This window comes from Candidatus Saccharibacteria bacterium (assembly GCA_012965045.1).
In the GTDB taxonomy this organism is placed as follows: domain Bacteria; phylum Patescibacteriota; class Saccharimonadia; order Saccharimonadales; family DTSZ01; genus DTSZ01.
Genome location: DTSZ01000001.1, coordinates 511,944 through 534,677, shown reverse-complemented (window position 1 = coordinate 534,677; position 22,734 = coordinate 511,944). Strand labels below are relative to the sequence as shown.

25 protein-coding genes are annotated in these 22,734 nt (G+C 44.1%); 21 read left to right on the top strand and 4 right to left on the bottom strand.

Features of this window, described 5'->3' with window-relative positions; all coding sequences use genetic code 11:
* Positions 1 to 74: 74 nt before the first annotated feature.
* Together EYO12_02690 and EYO12_02685 are read left to right on the top strand one after the other, a co-directional pair.
* Entirely contained in the window at positions 75 to 1,214 is a 1,140-nt protein-coding gene (locus tag EYO12_02690; GenBank protein HIA92002.1) for a DUF348 domain-containing protein, read from the top strand.
* Positions 1,215 to 1,216: 2 nt separating this feature from the next.
* Entirely contained in the window at positions 1,217 to 1,882 is a 666-nt protein-coding gene (locus tag EYO12_02685) for a hypothetical protein (GenBank protein HIA92001.1), read from the top strand.
* 18 nt (positions 1,883 to 1,900) lie between these two features.
* On the opposite strand, the gene EYO12_02680 is transcribed toward EYO12_02685, so the two are convergent.
* Positions 1,901 to 2,068 carry an AbrB/MazE/SpoVT family DNA-binding domain-containing protein gene (locus tag EYO12_02680; GenBank protein ID HIA92000.1) on the bottom strand — a complete coding sequence of 56 codons (168 nt, stop codon included), beginning with the start codon at positions 2,066 to 2,068 and terminating at the stop codon, positions 1,901 to 1,903.
* Positions 2,069 to 2,422: 354 nt separating this feature from the next.
* Between EYO12_02680 and EYO12_02675 the strand changes: the two genes are divergently transcribed.
* From EYO12_02675 to EYO12_02655, 5 genes are read left to right on the top strand one after another with little or no spacing between them, the layout of a single operon-like run.
* Positions 2,423 to 2,848 carry a DNA-binding protein gene (locus tag EYO12_02675; GenBank protein HIA91999.1) on the top strand — a complete coding sequence of 142 codons (426 nt, stop codon included), beginning with the start codon at positions 2,423 to 2,425 and terminating at the stop codon, positions 2,846 to 2,848.
* Entirely contained in the window at positions 2,849 to 3,811 is a 963-nt protein-coding gene (locus EYO12_02670) for an NUDIX domain-containing protein (protein ID HIA91998.1), read from the top strand. It abuts the gene before it with no gap.
* Positions 3,804 to 4,559 carry a ribosomal RNA small subunit methyltransferase A gene (gene rsmA / locus EYO12_02665; GenBank protein HIA91997.1) on the top strand — a complete coding sequence of 252 codons (756 nt, stop codon included), beginning with the start codon at positions 3,804 to 3,806 and terminating at the stop codon, positions 4,557 to 4,559. Before EYO12_02670 ends, rsmA begins: the two co-directional genes overlap by 8 nt.
* A 44-nt stretch (positions 4,560 to 4,603) precedes the next feature.
* Positions 4,604 to 6,352, top strand: coding sequence for a hypothetical protein (locus EYO12_02660; protein HIA91996.1), 1,749 nt, complete (start codon positions 4,604 to 4,606; stop codon positions 6,350 to 6,352).
* 54 nt (positions 6,353 to 6,406) lie between these two features.
* Positions 6,407 to 7,867, top strand: a complete 1,461-nt coding sequence (locus EYO12_02655; GenBank protein ID HIA91995.1) for a methionine--tRNA ligase — start codon at positions 6,407 to 6,409, stop codon at positions 7,865 to 7,867.
* Here EYO12_02655 and EYO12_02650 read toward each other — a convergent pair.
* Both EYO12_02650 and EYO12_02645 read right to left on the bottom strand, forming a co-directional pair.
* Entirely contained in the window at positions 7,864 to 8,217 is a 354-nt protein-coding gene (locus EYO12_02650; GenBank protein ID HIA91994.1) for a hypothetical protein, read from the bottom strand. The two genes, EYO12_02655 and EYO12_02650, sit on opposite strands and share 4 nt — an antisense overlap.
* Positions 8,210 to 8,653 (bottom strand): hypothetical protein, encoded by a 444-nt coding sequence (locus EYO12_02645; GenBank protein ID HIA91993.1) that lies wholly within the window; start codon positions 8,651 to 8,653, stop codon positions 8,210 to 8,212. Before EYO12_02645 ends, EYO12_02650 begins: the two co-directional genes overlap by 8 nt.
* 72 nt (positions 8,654 to 8,725) lie before the next feature.
* On the opposite strand from EYO12_02645, the gene EYO12_02640 reads away from it, so the two are divergent.
* From EYO12_02640 to EYO12_02590, 11 genes are all read left to right on the top strand, one after another.
* Positions 8,726 to 9,478 (top strand): TatD family deoxyribonuclease, encoded by a 753-nt coding sequence (locus EYO12_02640; protein HIA91992.1) that lies wholly within the window; start codon positions 8,726 to 8,728, stop codon positions 9,476 to 9,478.
* Positions 9,475 to 10,182: a hypothetical protein gene (locus tag EYO12_02635; GenBank protein HIA91991.1), complete on the top strand. Its 708-nt coding sequence runs from the start codon at positions 9,475 to 9,477 to the stop codon at positions 10,180 to 10,182. The genes EYO12_02640 and EYO12_02635 overlap by 4 nt, the downstream gene beginning before the upstream one ends.
* A 3-nt stretch (positions 10,183 to 10,185) precedes the next feature.
* Positions 10,186 to 11,337, top strand: coding sequence for a cysteine desulfurase (locus tag EYO12_02630; protein HIA91990.1), 1,152 nt, complete (start codon positions 10,186 to 10,188; stop codon positions 11,335 to 11,337).
* Positions 11,338 to 11,958: a YdcF family protein gene (locus EYO12_02625; protein ID HIA91989.1), complete on the top strand. Its 621-nt coding sequence runs from the start codon at positions 11,338 to 11,340 to the stop codon at positions 11,956 to 11,958.
* Between the two features lie 58 nt (positions 11,959 to 12,016).
* Positions 12,017 to 12,634, top strand: a complete 618-nt coding sequence (locus EYO12_02620; protein HIA91988.1) for a hypothetical protein — start codon at positions 12,017 to 12,019, stop codon at positions 12,632 to 12,634.
* A complete protein-coding gene (locus tag EYO12_02615) occupies positions 12,631 to 13,140 on the top strand; it encodes a hypothetical protein (GenBank protein HIA91987.1) in 510 nt (169 codons plus the stop codon). The genes EYO12_02620 and EYO12_02615 overlap by 4 nt, the downstream gene beginning before the upstream one ends.
* Positions 13,137 to 14,561 (top strand): sodium-transporting two-sector ATPase, encoded by a 1,425-nt coding sequence (locus EYO12_02610; protein HIA91986.1) that lies wholly within the window; start codon positions 13,137 to 13,139, stop codon positions 14,559 to 14,561. The genes EYO12_02615 and EYO12_02610 overlap by 4 nt, the downstream gene beginning before the upstream one ends.
* Complete coding sequence (locus EYO12_02605) at positions 14,558 to 15,400, top strand: hypothetical protein (protein HIA91985.1); 843 nt, start codon at positions 14,558 to 14,560, stop codon at positions 15,398 to 15,400. Before EYO12_02610 ends, EYO12_02605 begins: the two co-directional genes overlap by 4 nt.
* A 1-nt stretch (position 15,401) precedes the next feature.
* Positions 15,402 to 16,703 carry a F0F1 ATP synthase subunit beta gene (locus EYO12_02600; protein ID HIA91984.1) on the top strand — a complete coding sequence of 434 codons (1,302 nt, stop codon included), beginning with the start codon at positions 15,402 to 15,404 and terminating at the stop codon, positions 16,701 to 16,703.
* Positions 16,704 to 16,785: 82 nt separating this feature from the next.
* Positions 16,786 to 17,079: a hypothetical protein gene (locus tag EYO12_02595; GenBank protein HIA91983.1), complete on the top strand. Its 294-nt coding sequence runs from the start codon at positions 16,786 to 16,788 to the stop codon at positions 17,077 to 17,079.
* A 69-nt stretch (positions 17,080 to 17,148) separates the two neighbouring features.
* Positions 17,149 to 17,955, top strand: coding sequence for a hypothetical protein (locus EYO12_02590; GenBank protein ID HIA91982.1), 807 nt, complete (start codon positions 17,149 to 17,151; stop codon positions 17,953 to 17,955).
* Between the two features lies 1 nt (position 17,956).
* On the opposite strand, the gene EYO12_02585 is transcribed toward EYO12_02590, so the two are convergent.
* Positions 17,957 to 18,910 (bottom strand): hypothetical protein, encoded by a 954-nt coding sequence (locus tag EYO12_02585; protein ID HIA91981.1) that lies wholly within the window; start codon positions 18,908 to 18,910, stop codon positions 17,957 to 17,959.
* Positions 18,911 to 19,008: 98 nt separating this feature from the next.
* Here EYO12_02585 and EYO12_02580 point away from each other — a divergent pair, with 98 nt between their 5' ends.
* The 3 genes from EYO12_02580 to EYO12_02570 all read left to right on the top strand — a co-directional run bounded on the left by EYO12_02580 (position 19,009) and on the right by EYO12_02570 (position 22,729).
* A complete protein-coding gene (locus tag EYO12_02580) occupies positions 19,009 to 19,740 on the top strand; it encodes a hypothetical protein (GenBank protein HIA91980.1) in 732 nt (243 codons plus the stop codon).
* A 121-nt stretch (positions 19,741 to 19,861) separates the two neighbouring features.
* Positions 19,862 to 21,211: a hypothetical protein gene (locus EYO12_02575; protein HIA91979.1), complete on the top strand. Its 1,350-nt coding sequence runs from the start codon at positions 19,862 to 19,864 to the stop codon at positions 21,209 to 21,211.
* A 168-nt stretch (positions 21,212 to 21,379) separates the two neighbouring features.
* Positions 21,380 to 22,729: a hypothetical protein gene (locus EYO12_02570; protein ID HIA91978.1), complete on the top strand. Its 1,350-nt coding sequence runs from the start codon at positions 21,380 to 21,382 to the stop codon at positions 22,727 to 22,729.
* The last annotated feature ends 5 nt before the right edge of the window (positions 22,730 to 22,734 follow it).

The following is a 22,734-nucleotide window of genomic DNA, read 5'->3' as shown; positions in this document are numbered from 1 at the left end:
ATAATAAAAGGGTAGATACAATAATTCGACACCTGATTCGATCTAGTTTGCGGTCGCCTGCACTGTGGATTTGCTTGTTTGCACTTGCCATTAGTTTATTTGTATACCCAAATAGCCAGCAACTCGTTGCATCCGACAAAAGCCTTATCACTGTCTATGCCGACGGCGAATACGAAACAATCGTATCGAGTGCAGCAACTGTTGGTGAAGCGCTTGAAAAAATGGAAATTACTCTTCAAGAAGGGGACCTTGTAGAGCCAGCTAAAGAGTCCGCAATTAACCTGTCCACATTCAACATAAATGTTTATCGAGCCAAACCTGTTTTAGTGTCTGACGGGAGCGAAACTACAGTGGTGCACAGTGCATATCATAACCCTCGCTTGGTGGCGGAGCATGCTGGGTTTGACCTGCACAGTAAAGACATTGTAACGGCGTCGGTAATTGACGACTTTCTGCTGCATGACTTTGCTGGTAATCAGGTTACTATCGACAAAGCAACTCAGGTTAAGATTGTTGTCGACGGCCAAACTGTTGACGCGCGTACACATACTAAAACAGTCCAGCAAGTTTTAGATGAATACGGTATAACGCTGCGCGATCAAGATTTTACTCGTCCAAGTCTTGGTACTCATGTAAAAGAGAGTATGAACATAGAAATCGTTCGGGTTGGCAGCCAGGTTGTAAGTATTGAAGAATCTATTCCGTTTGAAGTAAAAACCATTACAGACTACAACAAACCATTTGGGCTGTACGAAGAAAAATCAGCCGGCGAAAACGGAACTCGACTCGTAACTTACGAGGTGAGTCTGCATAACGGCCAAGAAGTATCGCGAAAGCTGGTTTCGGATTCGATTGTTAAAGAGGTTCAGCATAAAGTAATCGTTCGCGGTGGCAAGATCCCGCAAGGAGCGGATCAAGATATATTACGCATCATAAAAGATGCTGCATCTAAATACGACATAGATTTAGAGCGTGCAATTCGTATTGCACGCTGTGAAAGTACATTCAATCCTTACGCAGTCAACTATAACTATACGGAACCTTCAACAGGGACACATCCATCCGGTTTGTATCAACATGTTGAAGGTTATTGGCCAGCACGTGCAGCAAAGTACGGTTATGAAGGTGCTTCAGTGTTTGACCCTGTTGCGAATGCGAACGTCACAATGGGAATGTGGCGAGATGGTTCTGCTGGCCTTTGGGAGTGTAGGTAATAATGTTGACGCAAAAAAGAATTAACATACTCAACTTCTCGGTTGCTATACTTGCATTTCTAGTTTCACTGCCTGCTGCAGTAAACGAACTAAATAAAATACAAACTAGGTTTTCAGAGCCTGTTCAAACTGAGATTGTTAATTACTCTCCACCTGCCGCCGATTCATTTGTGAGTGATTTTTCGAACGGAGAGCTTTGCTGGGGTTCGTTGCTCTCTGGGCGATCCGATGCGTACCGATGTGCTACTGATGAAAATTTTTTATATGATCCTTGTTTCATCATAGAAAATATTGGGGCAGAGGTAGAGACCCTCTATTGCCCGAATAACATAGAAGACTCAAAAGAAGATGTTGTGATTAAAGTTGCTAGCGAAAACATTGAAAGGCGTTTTATTACCATCGGCGAGGAGCAAGAAACAGATAATAGTAATAATAAAGATTTGCCATGGTTGGTTGTTTTAGATAACGATAAAAATATAATTTGCAGACTTAGAAGTGGTGCTGTCGGTAGAGCATATGGTGACCTTGGAAATTACTATGGCTGCAATGATGGTAATTTGGAATCTGTAACTGGAGGGGTGTATGAAGACACTACCTTTTTTCTAGAATGCAAAGAAATAGGCAGACCATACTTTTCCAAGTGCAGTGCTAAGACAGCAGTTTTTTAGATATTTATGGAAATTGGCTTAATCAACCACCACTAATTTTTTACCAGATTTACTGACCTGTACTTTTTGTCCGTCTTTCCAGTTAAGTTCGCGGACGAGTTCGATTGGCAGGGTGAGGACATAGCTGCCGCTGGCGGTTTTAGTTAACGTGCGTTGATTACGGTTTTCGAGTGTTGATCGACCCATAGAGGGAAGTGCTCCTAAACAATTAATTTCTTAATAGGGATTAAAACGGTTACATATTTTTGCGCCCAAACGGGGTTTTTGTTTGTGTGAAGTAGGGGAGTAATCCCTGAGTCTCACGCCTGCATCACTACTGCTCTATTGTACTAAAAAAATTATTTTAAAACAAGTTTAAAATTAATTTAAAATAATTTAATAACTATTTAATAACTATTTTAAAATAATTTTTTACAAGCTGGGGCAGGGGAGTGGTTTTTTTTATTTTTTTGAGCATGTCGAAATTATTGTGTAAAGAGCAGGAATGTGTTGTAGCAGAGTAATGATTGTGGATGAATCCTGTTATACTCTTCTTAATATATGAAATCGACGCAAACACCGACTGGCTGGATGATTAGACTCGAATTAGGTGAGGAGTTAGTGCAAAAACTAACTGAATTTTGTGAACAGAATAGTGTAGAAGCGGGTTGGATTAGTGGCATCGGCGGAGCCACCAAAGCACGAGTTGGTTATTACAACTTGAGCAGGAAAAAGTATATTTTTAGATCTGTTAAGGACGTACGCGAGCTGGTTAGTTTGCAAGGTAACGTGTCGCGAATTGGTGATAAAGTAGCGCTGCATTTACACGGTGTCGTTACCGACAGCAACAATAAACCACGCGGCGGTCATATTAATGAATTGATTGTCGGTGGAACCTGCGAAGTCTACATTCAAACATTTGATAAATCGTTGCAGCGTCAGATTGATCCAGAAATTGGGCTACCGCTACTTACTTTAGAGGATTAAGTGGCAATAAATTTACACGCATCACCAGACTGGCCGTATCAAGTAAATGCTGGCGGTGTTGTATATAAAGTAGAAAACGACCAACGCGTATACGCAATTTTAATTCGACGAGGCTATAAATTTGATGCAGACACCGAAACCTACAACCTAACAAAAGGCAGAGTAGATGGTGATGAAAATCTAGAACAAGCGGCTCTTCGCGAAGTTAAAGAAGAGTCAGGTATAACTGCAAAACCAATTGCTTATTTGGGCGCAATTCAGCGGAGTTTTACGATTCATATTACTATCGACCGCGCAACTCACTACTACTTAATGGAGTATATAGATCGTGACGCAGATGCTATGGATGATGAACATGATGAGGTGGTTTGGTTGCCGGCGGATGAAGCTATACAAAAATTATCTAAACAGCCAAAGCAAGAAGAAGATATTATTGCGCGGGCTGAGGAATGGTTTGGAAGTGGGCAACAAAAAACTATGAATGGACCGTCTGGCTTAATTAGTCTTCATGCAGATCCAAACAACCCTTTTCACGTGTCAGCCGGGGGGCTTGTTTTTAGAGAGAATGGTGGAATCAAAGAGGCTATCTTATTGAGAAAGCATGAGATTGAGGGACCAGAGTTTCATTTACCAAAAGGAACTGTAGAAAACGGCGAGAACCTTGAGCAAACAGCCACAAGGGAGGTGTCTGAAGAAACCGCAACATCATCAAAGCCATTAGCATATCTAGGAGCGCAGGAAGATAGAGTTTTGAGTTTAAAAAAATTCCCCATGATAAAGTCCACCCACTATTACTTATTTGAATGGCAGAACGATTTAGATAAGCCAATTGATCCAGAGCATGACGAAGCATTGTGGTTTACGTTTAAGGAAGCTAAAGAACGACTTGATGGACCAATGAAGCAGCAAAGAAAGATTATTGAACGCGCAGAAGAGTGGTTTGGAAAATTTGGCGATGCCTAATAAGTCACTTGGTCAACACTGGTTGTTTGACGAACCAAGCTTGCGGGCTGTTGCGGATGCTGGGCAGGTAGAAGCTGGCGATACGGTAATTGAGATCGGTCCCGGCTTAGGAACTTTGAGCGAGGAGTTACTGTCGCGTGGGGCCACAGTTACTGCTGTTGAATTTGATAGTATGTTAGCTGCCGATTTACAGAAAAAGTTTAGTACTGAGGATATTTCGATTGTAAACGAAGATATTTTGCAGTTTGATTTTAGTAAATTTAAAAACTTTAAGGTTGTTGGCAATATCCCCTACTACCTGACATCTAAGTTAATTCGTAATTTACTGGAGCTAAAAAATCAACCAACGGCAATTGGACTACTGATCCAAAAGGAGGTGGCACAGCGAATTGTGGCTGAGCCTGGCAAAATGTCGATATTGAGCGTAGCCGCTCAGTTTTATGCTGATTGTAGTTTGGGTCCAGAAGTCCCTGCCGGGTTATTCACTCCTCCGCCAAAAGTAGATTCACAGATTGTGCAGCTAATTCCACAACCCACTCGCGATGATATTGATAACAAACAATTTTTTAGAGTCGTTAAAGCTGGTTTTGGTGAACGACGTAAAAAACTAGTTAATTCGTTAAGCGGTGGGCTGCACATGCCAAAAGACCACATAGCTACAATAATAGAAAGTTTAGGATGGGGTCCAAATGTTCGAGCCCAAGAGCTTTCTGTAGATGATTGGTGCAGTTTGGCTGAAAAGCTGTAAAGCTTTAGTTTATCTTGGTTGTGCTTTGGTTTAGACTATACATAATGAAAAAATTTCTTACGGCCTTTGTTTTTCTGCTAGCTTTTGGTGGTTTTAACCAATCGGTGCATGCCGCTGAGCTTTCTAGTCTTGATATTACGACTGCTATAACTATTGCAGAAGACGACACCCAGACTGTCGTGCAGACTGTTGAAGCTGCATCAACAGGAGACGGCGTGGTTCGCTTTCCGCTGCCTACGAAGGAAGCTAATAATCTGAGCGTTGAGATTGACGGTACTGCGGTTGAGTATGATCTTGAAGCAACTCAAGTACAGCGTGGCCCATTTACAGTCGATATTGTCGAGGTTTTATTCACTCCTCCAAGTGCTAGCTGGCAAGCCGAATTAAGCTACGACACAACGTCGTTGCTGGGAGATGGGGAATTGAAAACCATCGCTGTGGCTGCTTTAGATTACAGCACTCAGAACGTGACTGAGCAGGTAGAAATCACTGCCCCACTAACCCTTGGAGTGCCAGTCGCAATAGGCACGCAGGCCGATGATTCGAGTGTTGGTGGCGGCATGCAGACCTATGTTTTTCGGTTCGACGAAGCCCGCACCACGTCAGTACTATTAGATTTTGCTACTACCCAAAGTTATCGACTTAACTGGAGTGAAGAGCTAAAAAACACTAGTTTTTGGTGGCAAACTAAGCAAGTTGTATTAGCGCCAGACACTAATCAGCAAGTAGTTCATATTGAGGACATTAGCCCTAAGCCGACAACGATTCATTTAGACACCGACGGCAATATAATTGCCATGTACAATTTGGGGCCAAAACGATCCGTTAAGGTTGAAGCATCGGCAGTTGCTACTGTGCGGAGCGTGCGCTATGCAATTGATGACGATCGTGGAGTTGATGAAGTCCCGGGCACCCTTGAAGCGTATGTTTCTCAGACTGGTTTATGGGCTAGCGGGCAAGAACAAACCCAGGACACGGCCAAAGCAACTATTGAAACACTGTATGAAGCAGCGACTGAAGCAGCAAGCCAAACTAACAGCGATAGCTACCTGGATGTACTGAATAGTTTTATTGCCGATGTTCGAGCTAGCGGCCTACCTGCTCGGTTAATTGCTGGAACACTCACCCATAACGGCGCTCAAGCATTAGAAAATCCAACGCAACATTATTGGGCGGAAGTATATTTGCCGGGCACAGGCTGGATGACAGCTGATCCAGCAATGAACACAATGTATGAGCAATTTGGGGTTAGTGACGGGTTTCATGTTGCCGAATTTATCCGCGGTATTGATAGCGAAAAACCTCCAAAAAACCATAACACGGTACAGCTACTGGCTTTAAACGAAACACCTGACCTGCCCGACGACTTCATTCCATTGGTAGCTCAAACCAAGTATTTACTACTTCCTGGGCTATCGTTTACAAAAACGACAATAACCATGCTTGCCGGTGCAGTTGTGGATGGTGTTGGCTATGAAGACGGTGGTAACGCCTACCGCTTAGGCTCACTTGCTCCACTACAAGAAATGACCCGTTGGCGGTTAGCACTGGGTTCGGCTAGTTGGGGTCCAAGCACGGTCGGAGTAGGTTTATTGCAGAATGACGCGGTTGATGTTGTTGCTGAAGCAGATTCAAATCTATCGTTTATACCGGCAATTGTTTTGGCGGTTGTCGTAGCGGCTAGTGTCTATGGATTTATTGTCTGGCGACGAAAACGAAAAGAGCCAGTACGTGTTCACGAAGCTGATGAAGATATTCAAGTTGATGCTGAAGACTTATTAAAAAAGCCCTAAAGTTTTTCATACTTAACTCTAGTAGCTCGAGCCTACATCTGTTAGCATAGCTACATGGCAAATTACTATATTACGACCACCCTACCCTACGTAAACGCGAAGCCCCATGTTGGATTTGCGCTCGAAATTATTCGAGCAGACATGCTTGCTCGATACCATCGTATGATCGGCGATGAAGTTATATTCAATACCGGCACCGACGAGCATGGCCAAAAAATCCACGACAATGCAAAAGAAGCTGGAGTTAGTACTCAGGAATTTGTCGATACAAATGCCCAGACGTTTGTTGACCTACAAGAACCGCTCAATTTAAGTGTCACTAACTTTATTCGAACCACAAATCCTGATCATAAAAAAGCAGCTCAAGAGTTTTGGAAACGCTGCTACGACAATGGTGATATCTACAAAAAAGAATATGCAGTTAAGTATTGTGTTGGGTGTGAGTTAGAAAAAACTGACTCAGAGCTTGTTAATGGTCAGTGTCCATTGCACCCGGGTAGAGAGATTGAATTCAAAGAAGAAGAAAATTACTTTTTTAGGTTTTCGAAATACCAACAAGCACTGCTGGAGTTGTATCAAGAAAATCCAAATTTTGTATACCCACAGTCTCGCATGAAAGAAATAACATCGTTTGTTGAACGTGGCTTACAAGATTTTTCTATTTCACGACTTAAGGAAAAAATGCCATGGGGAGTGCCAGTGCCACACGACAAAGACCACGTTATGTATGTGTGGTTTGACGCGCTTGTTAATTACATCTCTACCCTCGGTTGGCCTGATGACAGCTACAGGGCCTTTTGGCCAGGAACCCAAATTGCCGGTAAAGACAACCTGCGTCAACAAAGTGCAATGTGGCAGGCAATGTTATTGTCGGCTGGTTTACCGCCATCGAAGCAAATAATCATCAACGGGTTTTTAACTGTTGATGGACAAAAAATGAGTAAAAGCTTAGACAATGTCGTCGATCCGCTGGAGGTTGTTGAACAATATGGCGCGGATGCACTGCGCTACTATTTGCTGAGACATGTGTCGACAACCGATGACGGTGATTTTAGCTGGCAACGATTTGAGAGAGCCTATAACGGTGAGCTAGCCAATGATCTTGGGAATTTAGTGCAGCGACTTAGTGCCATGATTCTACGCTACCAAGATGGAATTATTGGTGATATGCAGCAAAGTGAACATGACGAAGGCTTGTATCACGAAGCAGTGCAAAATTTTAAGTTTGATCAAGCTATAGAAATTGGTTGGAATTTAATTAGCGGTGTTAACCAGTATCTTGAAGAAACAAAACCGTGGGAAATTTCTAAAGAAGTTAACAGCAAAGACCATTTACAGCAGGTGCTAGCCAGCGCTGTTAATTCACTGTTGCAAGCGGTGCGACTATTAGAGCCAGCGCTGCCAGACACAGCCGCGAAAGTAAAAGCGGTGTTTAACAGTGGAGTGGTTCAAAGGCTCGACCAACCGCTCTTTCCTAAAAAGTATCTATATACGCCTGAGCCAAGCAGGAATTAATCTTCTACCAGTCCAAAGTTGCCGACTGTAAGTCGTGCTGTATTAGCGTCTAGCTGAGTGCAGGTAATTTCACCGGTTATCCCGCCCGCAATTATCATTGAACCTACGGAGACAATTTTATTTTCCATATACGTAATGCTGTTTTGATCGGTTACGTATATGTCGTCTGTTAGAGCAACTTGCTCAGTTCCGCATTCACCCGCAAATTCGACCGAACGGTCAGTGCTGCCAGCTAAATACTGCAAGGCTTCAATTTCGGCTGGTGATCGGGGAGCACTTGGAGCGCAGCCAGCTAAAACCAGCATGGCAGCAGCCAGAGACACACGAGTTTTTGGTGCTTTCTCAATCATTGTATCCAATAGTTATATCTTCGATTGTCGCGCCATAGTAAGTGTCGGTGCATTGGTAAAACGTGCCATCACCCAAATCGGTACTGGTTGAATTGCTCGTCACAAACTCCTCAATTTCACTAAACGTGATAGGGTCAAAAGTGTCAGGCATTTGCTCTGTAACAAGGGTGATAGTACTTGCCAGCATGCCCAGTTCGGTAATTGCAGACGGCGTTACTGACCGGAAGTAATATTCGGTTTGGTTATTGGCAGTATACGCACCTGATAGATCTTCGCATTGTCTGTCTTTTAACGTAGCATTTAGCTCACCACTGGCATGCAGCGCGGTGTGTATTTGCTGTATGTCTTTGGTATTGCTAGCAGGCTCTGAACAACCAGCGCCTAAGATAGCACCTGCTGCTACCAATGTTGCCGTAGTTTTCTTGAGATTCTCCATTTGATCCTAAAATTTCACAAACTATAGTGTAGAACAATTACTAAAAAAAGCAAATGATAGTATATTGCTAATATGATTGATACCCATTGCCACATACACGATACTGAGTTTTTTGAAAACGGCACTGTAGTACTAGACCGAGCTTTTCAGGCTGGAGTACAGACAGTCGTTTGTATTGGAACTACCGCAAAAGACAGTCAGGAGGCGGCGGCATTTGCTGCTGAGCATGACGTATGGGCAGCTGTTGCCCAGCATCCTCATGATGCTGATACGTTTGGCGACTCAGAAAAAGAAAGTATTCGATCATTAACGGATGAAGATTCTGTAGTTGCCATAGGTGAATGCGGCCTTGATTATTACTACAATAATTCTGATAAAACTGCCCAAGAAGCAGCGCTGCGCTGGCATTTGCAATTGGCTACCGAAACTAACCTGCCGCTACTGTTTCATATTCGCAGTGCCTTTACTGAATTTTGGCCAATTTTTGATGAATATTCTGGACTTCGGGGTGCAATACATAGCTTTTCGGCAACAAAGACTGAACTTGATCAAGCACTAGCACGGAATTTATACATCGCTTTTAACGGAATTATGAGTTTCACAAAAGACGATAAACAGCTCGCTGCACTTAAAGCCTGTCCGTTGGATAAAATGCTGCTAGAAACAGATGCACCATTTTTGACACCTAAGCCATTTCGTGGTAAAGTAAACGAGCCAAAATATGTGGTGGAGGTGGCACAGCGAATCGCAGAAATCCGAGACGAATCTTGGGAGCAGATCGCGCAGTCAACAACTAACAACGCCAAAAGATTACTAAATATATGAACAATCAAACCATCGATAGACCAGAAGAGAGCCAAGAAGGAGTTGTGCGGGAACCAACACCTATCGGTGGCTATGTGGAGCAGAGGTTTGCAAGCCCACACACAGTTAATCAGCGCCAAGATGAAGCAATGGCTCAATCTGCTTTAGTTGATCCTGAATCCGATCACCAAAATGCCCTGCGACAGCAAATAAGTCAGCACGCTAGCGATGGCAGTTTTGAAGAAGCCATGCTAACCAACAGATGTAGCGACATTGTTTTATTAGCTAATTCTGTACTGTCACAACGCGAAGAAGCAATCAGTCGATACGGTGGGCGTGATTACACTAAAGGATCATTGGTGTCTAGGATTCTTAACGGTTTTAGAAACATTTCTGAACCAAAAATACCCGATCCAGAAGCTCGGGTTCTATTCCGCGAAAAAGAGTCAGAAGTTGGTGGTGAAGTATTTGGAGAACAACCTCAAGGCCAAACAGTTACGTTTTTTTGCGTAGACAAGAACACATGGATGTTCCGACGCCAGTTCCCAGTGGGTGAGCCAGCGGTGGTTACATTTAAAATTAAACCTGAAGATAGTCCATCGTACGTCATTTCTCGACAAGTTGGTTACGCCGATAACGTTTTGCGCGGCGAAGAATTCAATCGATTCGAAGACGCAGTTAAGGCTTATTATCGCAATGTAAACGAGATGTACGCTAAAATATAATTAGTGAAAACTTATTATTTTGATTATGCAGCTGCAACCCCGCTCGATAGCCGAGTTTTTTCGGCAATGGAGCCATATTTAGTTGATGATTTTTACAATCCATCGGCCACCTATTTGCGGGCACAAGATGCCAAAAAAACCCTCAATACGGCCCGCCATGATATTGCCGCATTGCTAGGCGCCCAAAGCCAAACAATTAGCTTTACAGCTGGAGTTACTGAAGCTAACAATATTTTCTTACAAGGCATTGCTCTACGCTACCCAAACAGCCATTTTATTATCAGTGCCGTCGAACATGAATCAGTGCGGGGTGTAATTGAAGGGTTGCAAGAACGCGGCCAGCTTAGTTTTGATATTGCCCCCGTCGACAGCAACGGCCACATTCAACTCGATGCACTTCATGCACTTATACGCGACAATACCGTGGCTATTAGCGTCATTCATGTTCACAACGAATTTGGCACCATTCAAGATTTAAAAGCAATTGCTAGCCATATTCGAACTGTTCGCCACCAACGAATACAATCGGGCAACAACACACCACTGCTTCTGCATACCGATGCTGCTCAGACTGCTAACTATTTATCCGTTAACGTTTCTGCACTTGGTGTGGATGCCATGAGCTTGAGCGCAGCAAAATTATATGGGCCGAAGCAAGTCGGGGTACTATATGTGGCTCGTGGTACTGAGATTTCGCCGTTGTTTTTTGGCGGAGAGCACGAACACGGCTTACGTCCTGGAACACAGAATGTTGCTGGGGCAGTGGCGATGGCAGAGTCCTTAAAAATTGCCCAAGAATCTAGACAATCAGAGAACGAGCGTTTAGAAAAACTTGATACTCGGCTTCGACAGGGATTACAGCACATACCTACCGCTACCATGCATATCGCCAAGGCTCGACGAGTACCTTCATTAACCAGTGTCCATTTTGATGGAGTAGACGCCGAGCGCTTAGTGATGGAGTTAGACGAAGCTGGCATTGAGCTTGGCCGTGGGTCAGCCTGTAATGCTGCTAGCGGCGAGCCATCGCAGAGCTTGAGTGCAATTGGTCTATCAAAAGCAGAAGCGCAAAGCACTATTAGGATTGCCATGGGGCGACAGACTACGAATGAGGATGTTAACTACCTACTCGACACCCTAAAAGGTTTGGTTTAAGTGCTGATTTTTCATTTATTTCACAAAATCGGGACCTTCTTTTTAATATGCGTAGCTGGGCTGGCAATTCTTGGGTATTGGCTAGCCCCACAAGAGCAATTGCGGCCAGCTGACGCCATTGTTGCAATTAGTGGCGACCAAGGTTTACGTTTTGAAAAAGCCATTGAGCTATACGAAGAGGGTTGGGGTGATTATTTGATATTTTCTGGCGCAGCCGATGACCCTTCAAGCCCCTCAAATGCAGCAGTCATGAAACAACTCGCAATAGCCGACGGTATTAGTCCAGACGTAATTTTTGTGGATGAAACATCGCGTAACACCAAAGAAAATGCTCGTCATGTTGCTGAAATAATCGCCAGCGAAGAAATTCGCAGTTATATACTGGTCACATCACCCTATCATCAGCGACGAGCCTCGATTGAATTTGATCGTGTAGTCGATGAATCTGTCGTGCAGATTAATTACTCGGCTAAGGACGAAAACTGGCGCCGATCGCGCTGGTGGGTAACGCCGCGAGGGTGGTATTTAACGCTTACAGAAGCCACAAAAATCGCTATTAGTGGCGCTCAAGATTTAGTAGGCGGCGACAGTAGGCCAATTCAGTTAAGCGAAGCACTTTGAATCTGGAACCACAAGCGGTATACTTTTTGTAAGATAAACAGGTGGGAATTTCTCGCTCATGGACGGACAAGTAGCAATTTTTGTCGTACTGGCAGTGTTGAGCGTATTAGGGGCTTTTGTGTGGCTAGCGCTAAGTTTGCGGCGCATGCATATTCAGATTGGTGAATATAATTCACGAATTGAACTGACAAAAAAAGAAGTAGAGCGAGTTTTTTCTGAAGAATTTAGAGAAGAACTGCGTAACCGTGGCCGGCTTTATTTCGAAAAAATAATTAACGAAAACGCTATGTTTATGCAACAAGACTTACACCTAACGGCAAGTCAGTTGAACGAATATATGCGTGAATCGCTTAAAAAAGCTTTAAACGAAGAATTCAAAACCTACACCAAGTCTATTGAAGATGCTAAGCAGGTGGCGATTGAATCGATTACAAAGACTCAACAAGCCATGGAAGAGCAGCGAGCGGTATTGCAGAAAGAAATGCAAGAACAAGTTGATCGACAAAAGAAAGAAATGCTTACAAAACTCGATAAAGACATGGCAAGTGTGGTTAACCATTACTTGATCGAAGCCTTAAGCGAAGAGGTTGACATGAGTAGTCAATCTGAGTTTATTTTCCAGCACCTTGAAGATCAAAAAGCAGCAATACTAGAGGATATACGAAGCGTGCGATGAGCCAAAACACAAAACAAAAAACCCTACTAAAACTGCCTAAACGGATCGTTACTCGACGAGACATTATTGAGACGATTCGTGAGGTCGAAGCCTTACGCGAAAATATTATTGCTCGGTCTATTGAAGGTTCAACCGTAGCGGCGCTTAAGCCAACGGAGCGTTTACGGGTGTTCGTAGAAGAAAACGAAGGCCTTGAGCTGAATGAAAGCGGGATCGATGCAATCATTAGTGAACTTCGCTATTTAGTTGACCATGCGCCGGTGTTACGGTTCGTTTTTGCTGGTGAGCCTGAGTCAGATTTTATGCAAGAACTTATAGAATGGGTGCGTGGTAAGCTCGACCAGTCAGCAATTATTTTATATTCTGTCCAACCGCAAATAGCTGGTGGTTTTTTGCTTACGACCGACCGCCAACGCTACGACCATTCGTGGCGAACAATTCTTCACAATTCCCCATTAGCCCTTGGTGAAAAACTACGGGCAGGATCAACAAAGGTAACGGCATGAGCGACAAACACTTTAAAAATTTAGTCGAGCGTCAAAAGGTCCTGGGTGAAGTTATAGCTGTTGAGGATTTTTTGGTTCGTGCAAAAGGGTTACAGCCAATTCAATTGAATGCGCTGGTTATGTTTGAAGATGGCAGCAAAGGCTTGGTACGCGAAGTGCGAACCGATCACGTTGTGCTGTTGCATCTTGGTACTAATCCAGTCAAACCAGGTATGTCGGTGGTGCTACAGCACCATGAGCTTGTCGCAAAAATTGGTAAGGATTTTATTGGACGAGTGGTCTCGCCAACTGGTCAGCCACTTGATGGTAAAGAAGCCATTGCACCAGACGGAGTCTGGCCGGTGTTTCGGGAAGCACCGCCACTTATTAAGCGTCAAGAACTAGCCGATCCGCTTGAAACTGGCGTGACTTTAGTTGACACGCTATTCCCAGTGGTGCTTGGTCAGCGTATTGCAATTTTGGGTGACAGCAAGTCTGGTAAGTCGACTTTTTTGTCGCAAATTGCGATAAACCAAAAAAACACTGATCGAATTGTAGTGTTAGCGCTAGTCGCAAAGCGAAAAGCCGAAATTGACGCACTGCTACAAAAACTCGAAGAGCAAGGTGCAATGGAGAACGTCATCGTTGTTGTGTCGACTATTTTTGATTCATTAGTCACCTCGTATCTAACCCCCTATGTGGCGTGTGCTATGGCCGAACACTTATGGCTGGAAGAAAACCGCGACGTCATAATTATGTATGATGACCTCACTACTCATGCGCAAATATATCGAGAAATTTCACTGTTGTCCGGTGTTAGCCCTGGTCGAGATTCCTATCCAGGAGACATGTTCTTTGCTCATTCGAGCCTTTTAGAACGGGCTGGGCGCGTTGCTAGTAACGGCAAAACGTTGTCGTCGATTCCAGTCGTGTTGGTGCCAGGTGGCGACGCAACTGCTTACCTGCCAACCAACATTATGTCGATTACTGACGGACAGATTATTTTTGATTTGGATATTTTTAGGTCGGGAATAAAGCCAGCTGTGAACACTGGTTTAAGTGTGTCACGTGTTGGTGGCCTTGGTCAGACCAAAAACCACAAAACTTTGGCGACAGTTGCCCTAAAACGGCTTGCCGCCTATCACCAAGCTGCTGAATTTGCGCACTTTGGTTCTGAGTTGGCCTTGGAAGCCCAATCTGATCTAGAGATGGGTAAGCGAATAACCGAGTTGTTTACACAGGGCATTAACGACGCCTATAGCCTTATGGCACAAGAAATAATGCTGGATATTGTTTTAAACACCGATACAAAAACCCTGCTAGATATTAATGACCTCAAAAAATTGGCCAACGAAAAAGCATCGCAAGCAACTGATGAAGCGTCCTATAAAAAAATAATTGAAGAAATCTCTAAAGCAGTCGTGGTAGAGGTTAAAAAATGAGCAGTTTAGCACAGATTGGCACAGAGATTGAGCAGATTGGCACCATTTCGAAATTGTCGAATGTGTTTTCAACCATTGCTAGTATGCAGATTGCCAAGGTCAAGAACCAAGTATTAGCTAGTAAGGGTTTTTTTGATGATCTATGGCGTCTATATACCAAGCTTCGAACCGACGACGATATTAGTGAATTTACGGTTAAACCAACCAAAGAAAAAGAACTATTTATTGTCATCACGGCCGAAGGTGGCTTTAGTGGTGACATTGACCAAAAGCTTATTGAGTGGATGTTAACGCAGTACGACAAGGATAAAGCCGACATTATCGTTATTGGTCACCACGGCGCGGTGCAATTGTCGCAGCGCGGCGTAAGTATTGAAAAGTATGTGAAACTACCAAAAGACGACGAAAACATTGAAGTAACGCCAATTATTCAGGAGGTGATTAAGTACCCTAAGACAACCGCGTTTTACCAAACCTATGTGTCGCTGACAGTTCAAGACGTTAAGCGTCTAAGCTTGCAAGCTGCTGTTAAGAATTTGAGTGAAGATGTTGAGGACGACGAGGATATAATCGCCGATCAAACCTATATTTTTGAACCATCGGTGGCAGAAGTAATCGGTTATTTGGAGTCAACCATGCTTGGTGTGGCCTTAGCCCAAATTATTCTAGAATCAAAGCTGGCTCAGTATGCATCGCGATTTAAAGCGATGTCAGCTGCAAACGACAAAGCTAAAGAGTCTTCAGCCGAACTGCGACTAACCTTTTCTCGTGCAAAACGAGCGATTGCCGACGAGCGCCTAAAAGAAATCACTAACTCTATGCGATTGGCGGAGTCATAAGATGAGTGCAGGCACGATTAGATCTATTAAAGGCTTAATGGTAGAAGTCGAATTTGTCGATGAAATGCCGAATTTGTACGAACTTCTAGAAGCCGACTGCGACACAAAACCACCACTACAAGTCAGGTCATTTACAAGCCAAACCGTGGCGGTCTGCTTGAATCTTAAAGGCGACAAAGCCTTGTATAAAGGCATGGCGGCCAAACGAACCATGAAAGGCATTGAAGTGCCGGTTGGAATGCACACCTTGGGGCGGATATTTAACGCCCTCGGTCAACCGATGGACGACGGCCCAGAAGTCGACATGACCGAAACACGCCCTATTTACGGAGCTACTGGGAAGTCGGGTGAAGCTGGTATCCAAAAACCAGAAATCTTAATCACCGGTATTAAGGTGCTTGATTTCTTTACCCCATTCGTTAAAGGACGAAAAATTGGTATTGTCGGTGGTGCCGGTGTTGGGAAGACGGTCCTTACCATGGAGATGATTAACAACGTGTCGAAGTCTGGCTCTGGCTTGGCGATGTTCGCCGGTATAGGTGAGCGTATTCGTGAGGGTCACGAGTTGTATGAAACCCTAAAAGAACGAAAACTACTGCAAAATACCGCCATGTACTTCGGGCAAATGAACGAGAACCCGGGTATGCGGTCATTGATCGCCACCGCCGCTGTGACTTTGGCTGAGTATTTCCGCGACGAGGAGAAAAAAGACATTCTGTTTTTTGCGGACAACATTTACCGGTATGTGCAGGCTCGAAACGAGCTATCAACCATTTTGGGGCAGGTGCCGAGCCAAGGTGGCTACCAGTCCACCATTTATTCTGACATTAAATCACTGCAAGACCGTTTGAGCTCTAACAGCAACGGATCAATCACCGCTGTACAAACTATTTACGTTCCAGCTGACGATATTTCTGACCCAGCGGTACAGATGATCAGTCACGAGTTGGACAGCGTTATTGTGCTAAGTCGTAAAGTTGCCGAACAAGGCATACGCCCTGCGGTAGACATTATTCGAACCAACTCATCGCTACTGTCACCAGACATTGTTGGTGAGCGTCACTATCAGCTAGCTGGGCGAGTGAAAGCCATTCTGCAAAAGTATGAATCGTTGAAAAACATTATTGCCATCATCGGTGAAAACGAACTGAGTGCCGGTGACAGAGCTGACTATAATAAAGCCAAGAAACTAATCGAATTCTTTACTCAAGATTTTTTTGTTACCGAAAGTTTAAACGGACGAAAAGGACAGTTTTTTGAGCTCGACCAAACCTTACAAGGGATTGAAGAAATAGTAGTCTAGGCTACTTAAGTAGAGAGTAGAGAGTAGAGAGTAGAGAGTAGAGAGAAATGAAAATTGTAAACGGTGAAATGAGAACTAACCAGTGAGTTACGACCAAGCGTATGAGCAAAAAAATACTAAAAATATTGATGCAGTTCTCAAAGTAAAAGTGCAGTCACAATTTGAGGTGTTTTATGAAGGTGAGGCCGAGAGCGTCAGCGCCTTAAATAAAACCGGTCCGTTCGATATTTTAGGTGGCCATGCAAACTTTTTATCTATTTTAGAGCCGTGTGAAGTGTTGGTTCGCAAAGACAAAGACCACGAAGAAAAAATACCCGTTGAGTTTGGCGTGATTCATGTTAATGCGAATGCGGTAACAGTTTTTGTCGACGTTTAACAGTAGTTTATTACGCATAACTATTGTCAACCACTTATTTTACGCTACTATAGGTACAGGCAATCAAAAATGAAAAAACATATTAAACAGTTTACTATTCCGTACCTATTGGTTCTCGTTGGGCTATTGGCATCGACTGGGTTAGTTGTTGCTCAAGCTAATGTGTCAGCATCGTATAAGTCAGAAACCGAAATACCACCCGGCACCATTGTAGTTTTAAAAAACGAAGCAGATCGAACAGTTGAACCAGCACCAACCAATGCCGAGAAACTCTTTGGAGTCGTGACATCAATTAGCGACAATAGTATTCGCTTGCAAAACCAAGATGACAATTTATTTGTAACGACCCTCGGCCAAGCTATGGCCTTTGTAAGTGACGCTAACGGGCCGATTAAAGCTGGCGATCAATTGTCTATTTCTCCGATCTCTGGCGTTGCGCAACGGGCTTCTACCGATAAAGCTAGTATTGGAACTGCTTTGCAAGATTTTGCCGGCACAGAGGACGCAAAGAGCCGTAAAACCGTCGAACTTGAAGATGGTTCATCGCGCGAGGTTGCGCTGGGGACTATTCAGATTCAGGTTCAACCAGAAGGGTCTGCGAGCTTACTGCCGGCATTCGTTACACGCCTTGGTGAAAGTCTAGCCGGTAAACCGGTGTCGACGACTAAAATTATTGGTGCGGTTATATTGATTTTGGTTAGCACCATTGTCTCAGTTGCGTTGCTTCTTGGGGCTATTCGAACAGCTTTGGTTTCTATTGGTCGTAACCCTCTATCGAAAAAAGCTGTATACCGCAGCTTACTACAAGTAACAATGCTTGTGATCGTTGTCTTTGCGGTTGGTATATTAAGCGCCTACGGCGTAATTCGTATTTAGTTTATTCAATAATATGGTAATCAAACTGTAGTGTAGAGCCGATAGGTGGTGCAATGTTTGTTTGGATAGTAAATCCTGTGGTAGTTCTGGTTACAAAATACTCTGTTAAGGCGGCTGCTGAGGTGACTGGAGTAATAACTACGCTCGGCGTGCTGCCATAGGCTTGCTGGAAGCCAATGTTTGCTAAAACGCCGGCTGTTGTGGCGCTACCAGTATTGATTGTGACCGTACCAGCAATGTCGTTTCCACTAGCAGATGTTGTTCCGCCAGAACCTGCGGCAGATCCAGTTGAAACTACAACCAGCGTGGCGTTAGACACTATGTGGCGCGAGAATGTGGCGTCGCCAGTAGAATTTATGGTTGTGGCTGTAATTGATGTAGCAGTTATAGAGCTATTAACAGTAAGTGTACCGTTAACTGTTAATGACCCTTGAGTGGCGATGTTTCCAGAAAATAGTGCGTCGCCGTCAACTTGCAAGTCGTCGCCGCCAGCCTGTGTTGGGTCTTCGGCGTTTTGTCCAGCCAGCGATGAATTTGCACTAATGATTTCACCTGCTACAACTAAGTTACCAACGATTTCGACATCTTGGAGCACTGATACGTCTTGAGAAAATTCTGTAGCTGGGCCAATTCGCAGAACTTGGCCGGTTGATTCATTTTCGCTGCTGTCAGATATCAATGAGGTTAGTTCGTCTTCGCTTAAGTCTGCTCCTATAAAAGTGTCTGGTTCACTGCCAGTAAAAACAATAATTAGTACAACTAAAACAACGACAAAGATCCCGCCAATTGCTATAAAGAACGGATTAAAGGTTTTAAAGTTACTTAAAAAGCCCTTCTTTTTCTTTTCTTCCTTTTTATCAAAAGAATCGAGCGCTACCTGCGAATCTAAGCCAGGTTTTTGCTCGCCAGTTGGCTCATTCGAATTATCAGTTGTTTTTGTTTCTTCTTCCGCCACCTCTTACAATACTCCTCGATTACATTAATAATACTGCTTATGCCTGTTAGCTTGCAAGTTAGGTTGATTGATTCGACAGTTCAATGCACAATGTTCTTATGTTTAATAGGGTTTCCAGATACGTTTTTATTGCTTTACTAGTTGCATTAAACTCGATTAATAGCGTCTTGGCACAGGCGCCAAGCTCTAATAGCTATAATCTTGGCGAGTTTTTTATTGGTCCGGCTGGCACCAGTGACGCAAACTCCTCCGGCTACAACTTGCAAGGTAATCTTGGTGATATTGGGGCTGGCGAATCGAGCTCTGCTAGCTATAACTTATTGGCTGGCTTTACGACGGACGCTGAGCCAACACTGTTGTTTACAGTCAACGGTGGCGAAGTAGGATTGGGGCTTATTGATACATCTACTACTGGTACGGGCACAGCAACGTTTAGTGTTGGTGCTTATAATGCCGACGGCGTGGTGGTGCAAACGCTTAGCCAACCACCTTCCAATGGCCCAGCCACACTTGACCCAATGACATCAACAGGGCCATCTTCTACGGGCACCGAGCAGTTCGGCATGAACTTAGTTGCTAATACGAGCCCAACAACCTTCGGCGCTGACCCTACTCAGGTTCCGGATGCCAGTTTTAGTTTTGCTACCGTTGCGGCTGGCTATGGTACGGCTAACCAATTTAGATACAACGTTGGAGAAACCATCGCTGAATCAACTGAATCAACTGGGCAAACAGACTTTACAATTAGCTATATTGCAAACGCGGGTCCATTAACAGAAGGTGGAGAATTTTCAATGGATCATATTTTAGTAGCCACAGCTACGTATTAAAATAATTTGCTTTTTATAAAACACTTATGGTAAAAAGTAACTACACGTAGGCAAAAATAAAAAAACAATGCCTTTGAGGCGTGGGTTTAAAAAATAAAAACAAAAATTAAGGAGTTTCAAAATGAAACACTTCAATATTAATTTAAATTCGTCTGTTGCTGCGTGGTTGCAGATAGCTGCATTAGTTTTTGCTAGCTTCGCACCATTTATGCTCAGCGCTCAACGCGTTGACGCAGCGCAATTAGACCAACGATCTATCGCGATCTCAGATAGCCGCGTTAGTGCGGTTGGAGTTACCTATACTCACGAGTTTTACTTCAACCCGGGCGACACAACGACCGTGGCTGACTTTGAAGGATATACGCTTGAGTTCTGTTCTAACAGTCCAATTCCATCTGACGCTTGTACTGCTACCGAAGGTTTAGATGTACCGGACTTTGACACCGACAACGACGGTGATGTGTCAGACAACGTCACCCTAACTGTTGAAACGGACGACAACTCTGGTTTTGCATCTCCAACTGATGTCTCTGCTGACTGGAGTTTTGATGAAGAAGCTATAACTGACACGCTTCGATCAGACGGAACAACGCTTGTAATTGAACATTCAACAAGTGCAAACTATTCAACTGAACGATATGTACGTATAACTCTTTCTCCTGTTGATGCAACTGCGGACATTATTAACCCAAGTGACACCGCTGGTGCCAACAACTTTGGTTCATTCTATGCTCGTTTGTACGCAGACAATGATGCTGATGCACAAGACTTAACGTCTTCTTACGAAGATGACGGCGGTATCGCAATGAGTACTGTTGACACGCTAACTATTACAGCTCGAGTTCAGGAAGTCTTAGAGTTCTGTGTCGGTGATACTGACGCAGCGACCACAAACGACTGTGATGACATAAGCGGCAATGACATTGACATGGGTGTCTTAGATTCAACAAGCGTTAACACTGCTTCAGCCGAAGACAGTAACGCCTATGCCATGATTAGAACCAACGCTGCTAATGGTGCAACTATTAGCTACTTCGCCGACGCTGGCCAAGACGTCAACGACGACGGCGGTGGTGGTGTTGGTGGTGCAAACGACACCAACGACGGCTACCTTTCTAAGAATGGTGCAGACTGTACTGACGGCGCCGCCTCGCAAGTGAACGGCTGTATTAACGCAGTTGGTGCTACAGAAGCAGCGATCGTAGCTGGTACTGAAAACTTTGGTATGACAATTTCATCAATTGACGTAACCAACGGTACGACTTCGAACCTAGCTGAAGACGCAGAATACGATACACCTGCTCAATACACATTCGTTGCTAACGACCTAACAGCTGACACAATTGCTTCAAGCTCTACAGTGTTAGACGACGAAATGTTAGTAATTGACTTTGGTGGTACGGCAAACATCACTACACCGACTGGCGTATACAATACGTCTATCGTGTATATTGCTACCGCAGTATTCTAGCTTTCAATATCCACCTCCATCTAACGGATACAAGAACGACCAAGACCTGGTCGTTCTTTCTGTTTCACTACTGTACCTGTGGATAAATAGTTGTTATTAGTGAAATGCTTGTGTTAAATTAGATAGTACCCTAGCTAAAACAAAAACAAATAAGGAGACATGTCTGTCATGAAACACTTCAATATTAATTTAAATTCGTCTGTTGCTGCGTGGTTGCAGATAGCTGCATTAGTTTTTGCTAGCTTCGCACCATTTATGCTCAGCGCTCAACGCGTTGACGCAGCGCAATTAGACCAACGATCTATCGCGATCTCAGATAGCCGCGTTAGTGCGGTTGGAGTTACCTATACTCACGAGTTTTACTTCAACCCGGGCGACACAACGACCGTGGCTGACTTTGAAGGATATACGCTTGAGTTCTGTTCTAACAGTCCAATTCCATCTGACGCTTGTACTGCTACCGAAGGTTTAGATGTACCGGACTTTGACACCGACAACGACGGTGATGTGTCAGACAACGTCACCCTAACTGTTGAAACGGACGACAACTCTGGTTTTGCATCTCCAACTGATGTCTCTGCTGACTGGAGTTTTGATGAAGAAGCTATAACTGACACGCTTCGATCAGACGGAACAACGCTTGTAATTGAACATTCAACAAGTGCAAACTATTCAACTGAACGATATGTACGTATAACTCTTTCTCCTGTTGATGCAACTGCGGACATTATTAACCCAAGTGACACCGCTGGTGCCAACAACTTTGGTTCATTCTATGCTCGTTTGTACGCAGACAATGATGCTGATGCACAAGACTTAACGTCTTCTTACGAAGATGACGGCGGTATCGCAATGAGTACTGTTGACACGCTAACTATTACAGCTCGAGTTCAGGAAGTCTTAGAGTTCTGTGTCGGTGATACTGACGCAGCGACCACAAACGACTGTGATGACATAAGCGGCAATGACATTGACATGGGTGTCTTAGATTCAACAAGCGTTAACACTGCTTCAGCCGAAGACAGTAACGCCTATGCCATGATTAGAACCAACGCTGCTAATGGTGCAACTATTAGCTACTTCGCCGACGCTGGCCAAGACGTCAACGACGACGGCGGTGGTGGTGTTGGTGGTGCAAACGACACCAACGACGGCTACCTTTCTAAGAATGGTGCAGACTGTACTGACGGCGCCGCCTCGCAAGTGAACGGCTGTATTAACGCAGTTGGTGCTACAGAAGCAGCGATCGTAGCTGGTACTGAAAACTTTGGTATGACAATTTCATCAATTGACGTAACCAACGGTACGACTTCGAACCTAGCTGAAGACGCAGAATACGATACACCTGCTCAATACACATTCGTTGCTAACGACCTAACAGCTGACACAATTGCTTCAAGCTCTACAGTGTTAGACGACGAAATGTTAGTAATTGACTTTGGTGGTACGGCTGCAATTACAACACCTACTGGTGTGTATAACACCTCAATTGTTTACATAGCTACTTCAAGCTTCTAAGATTG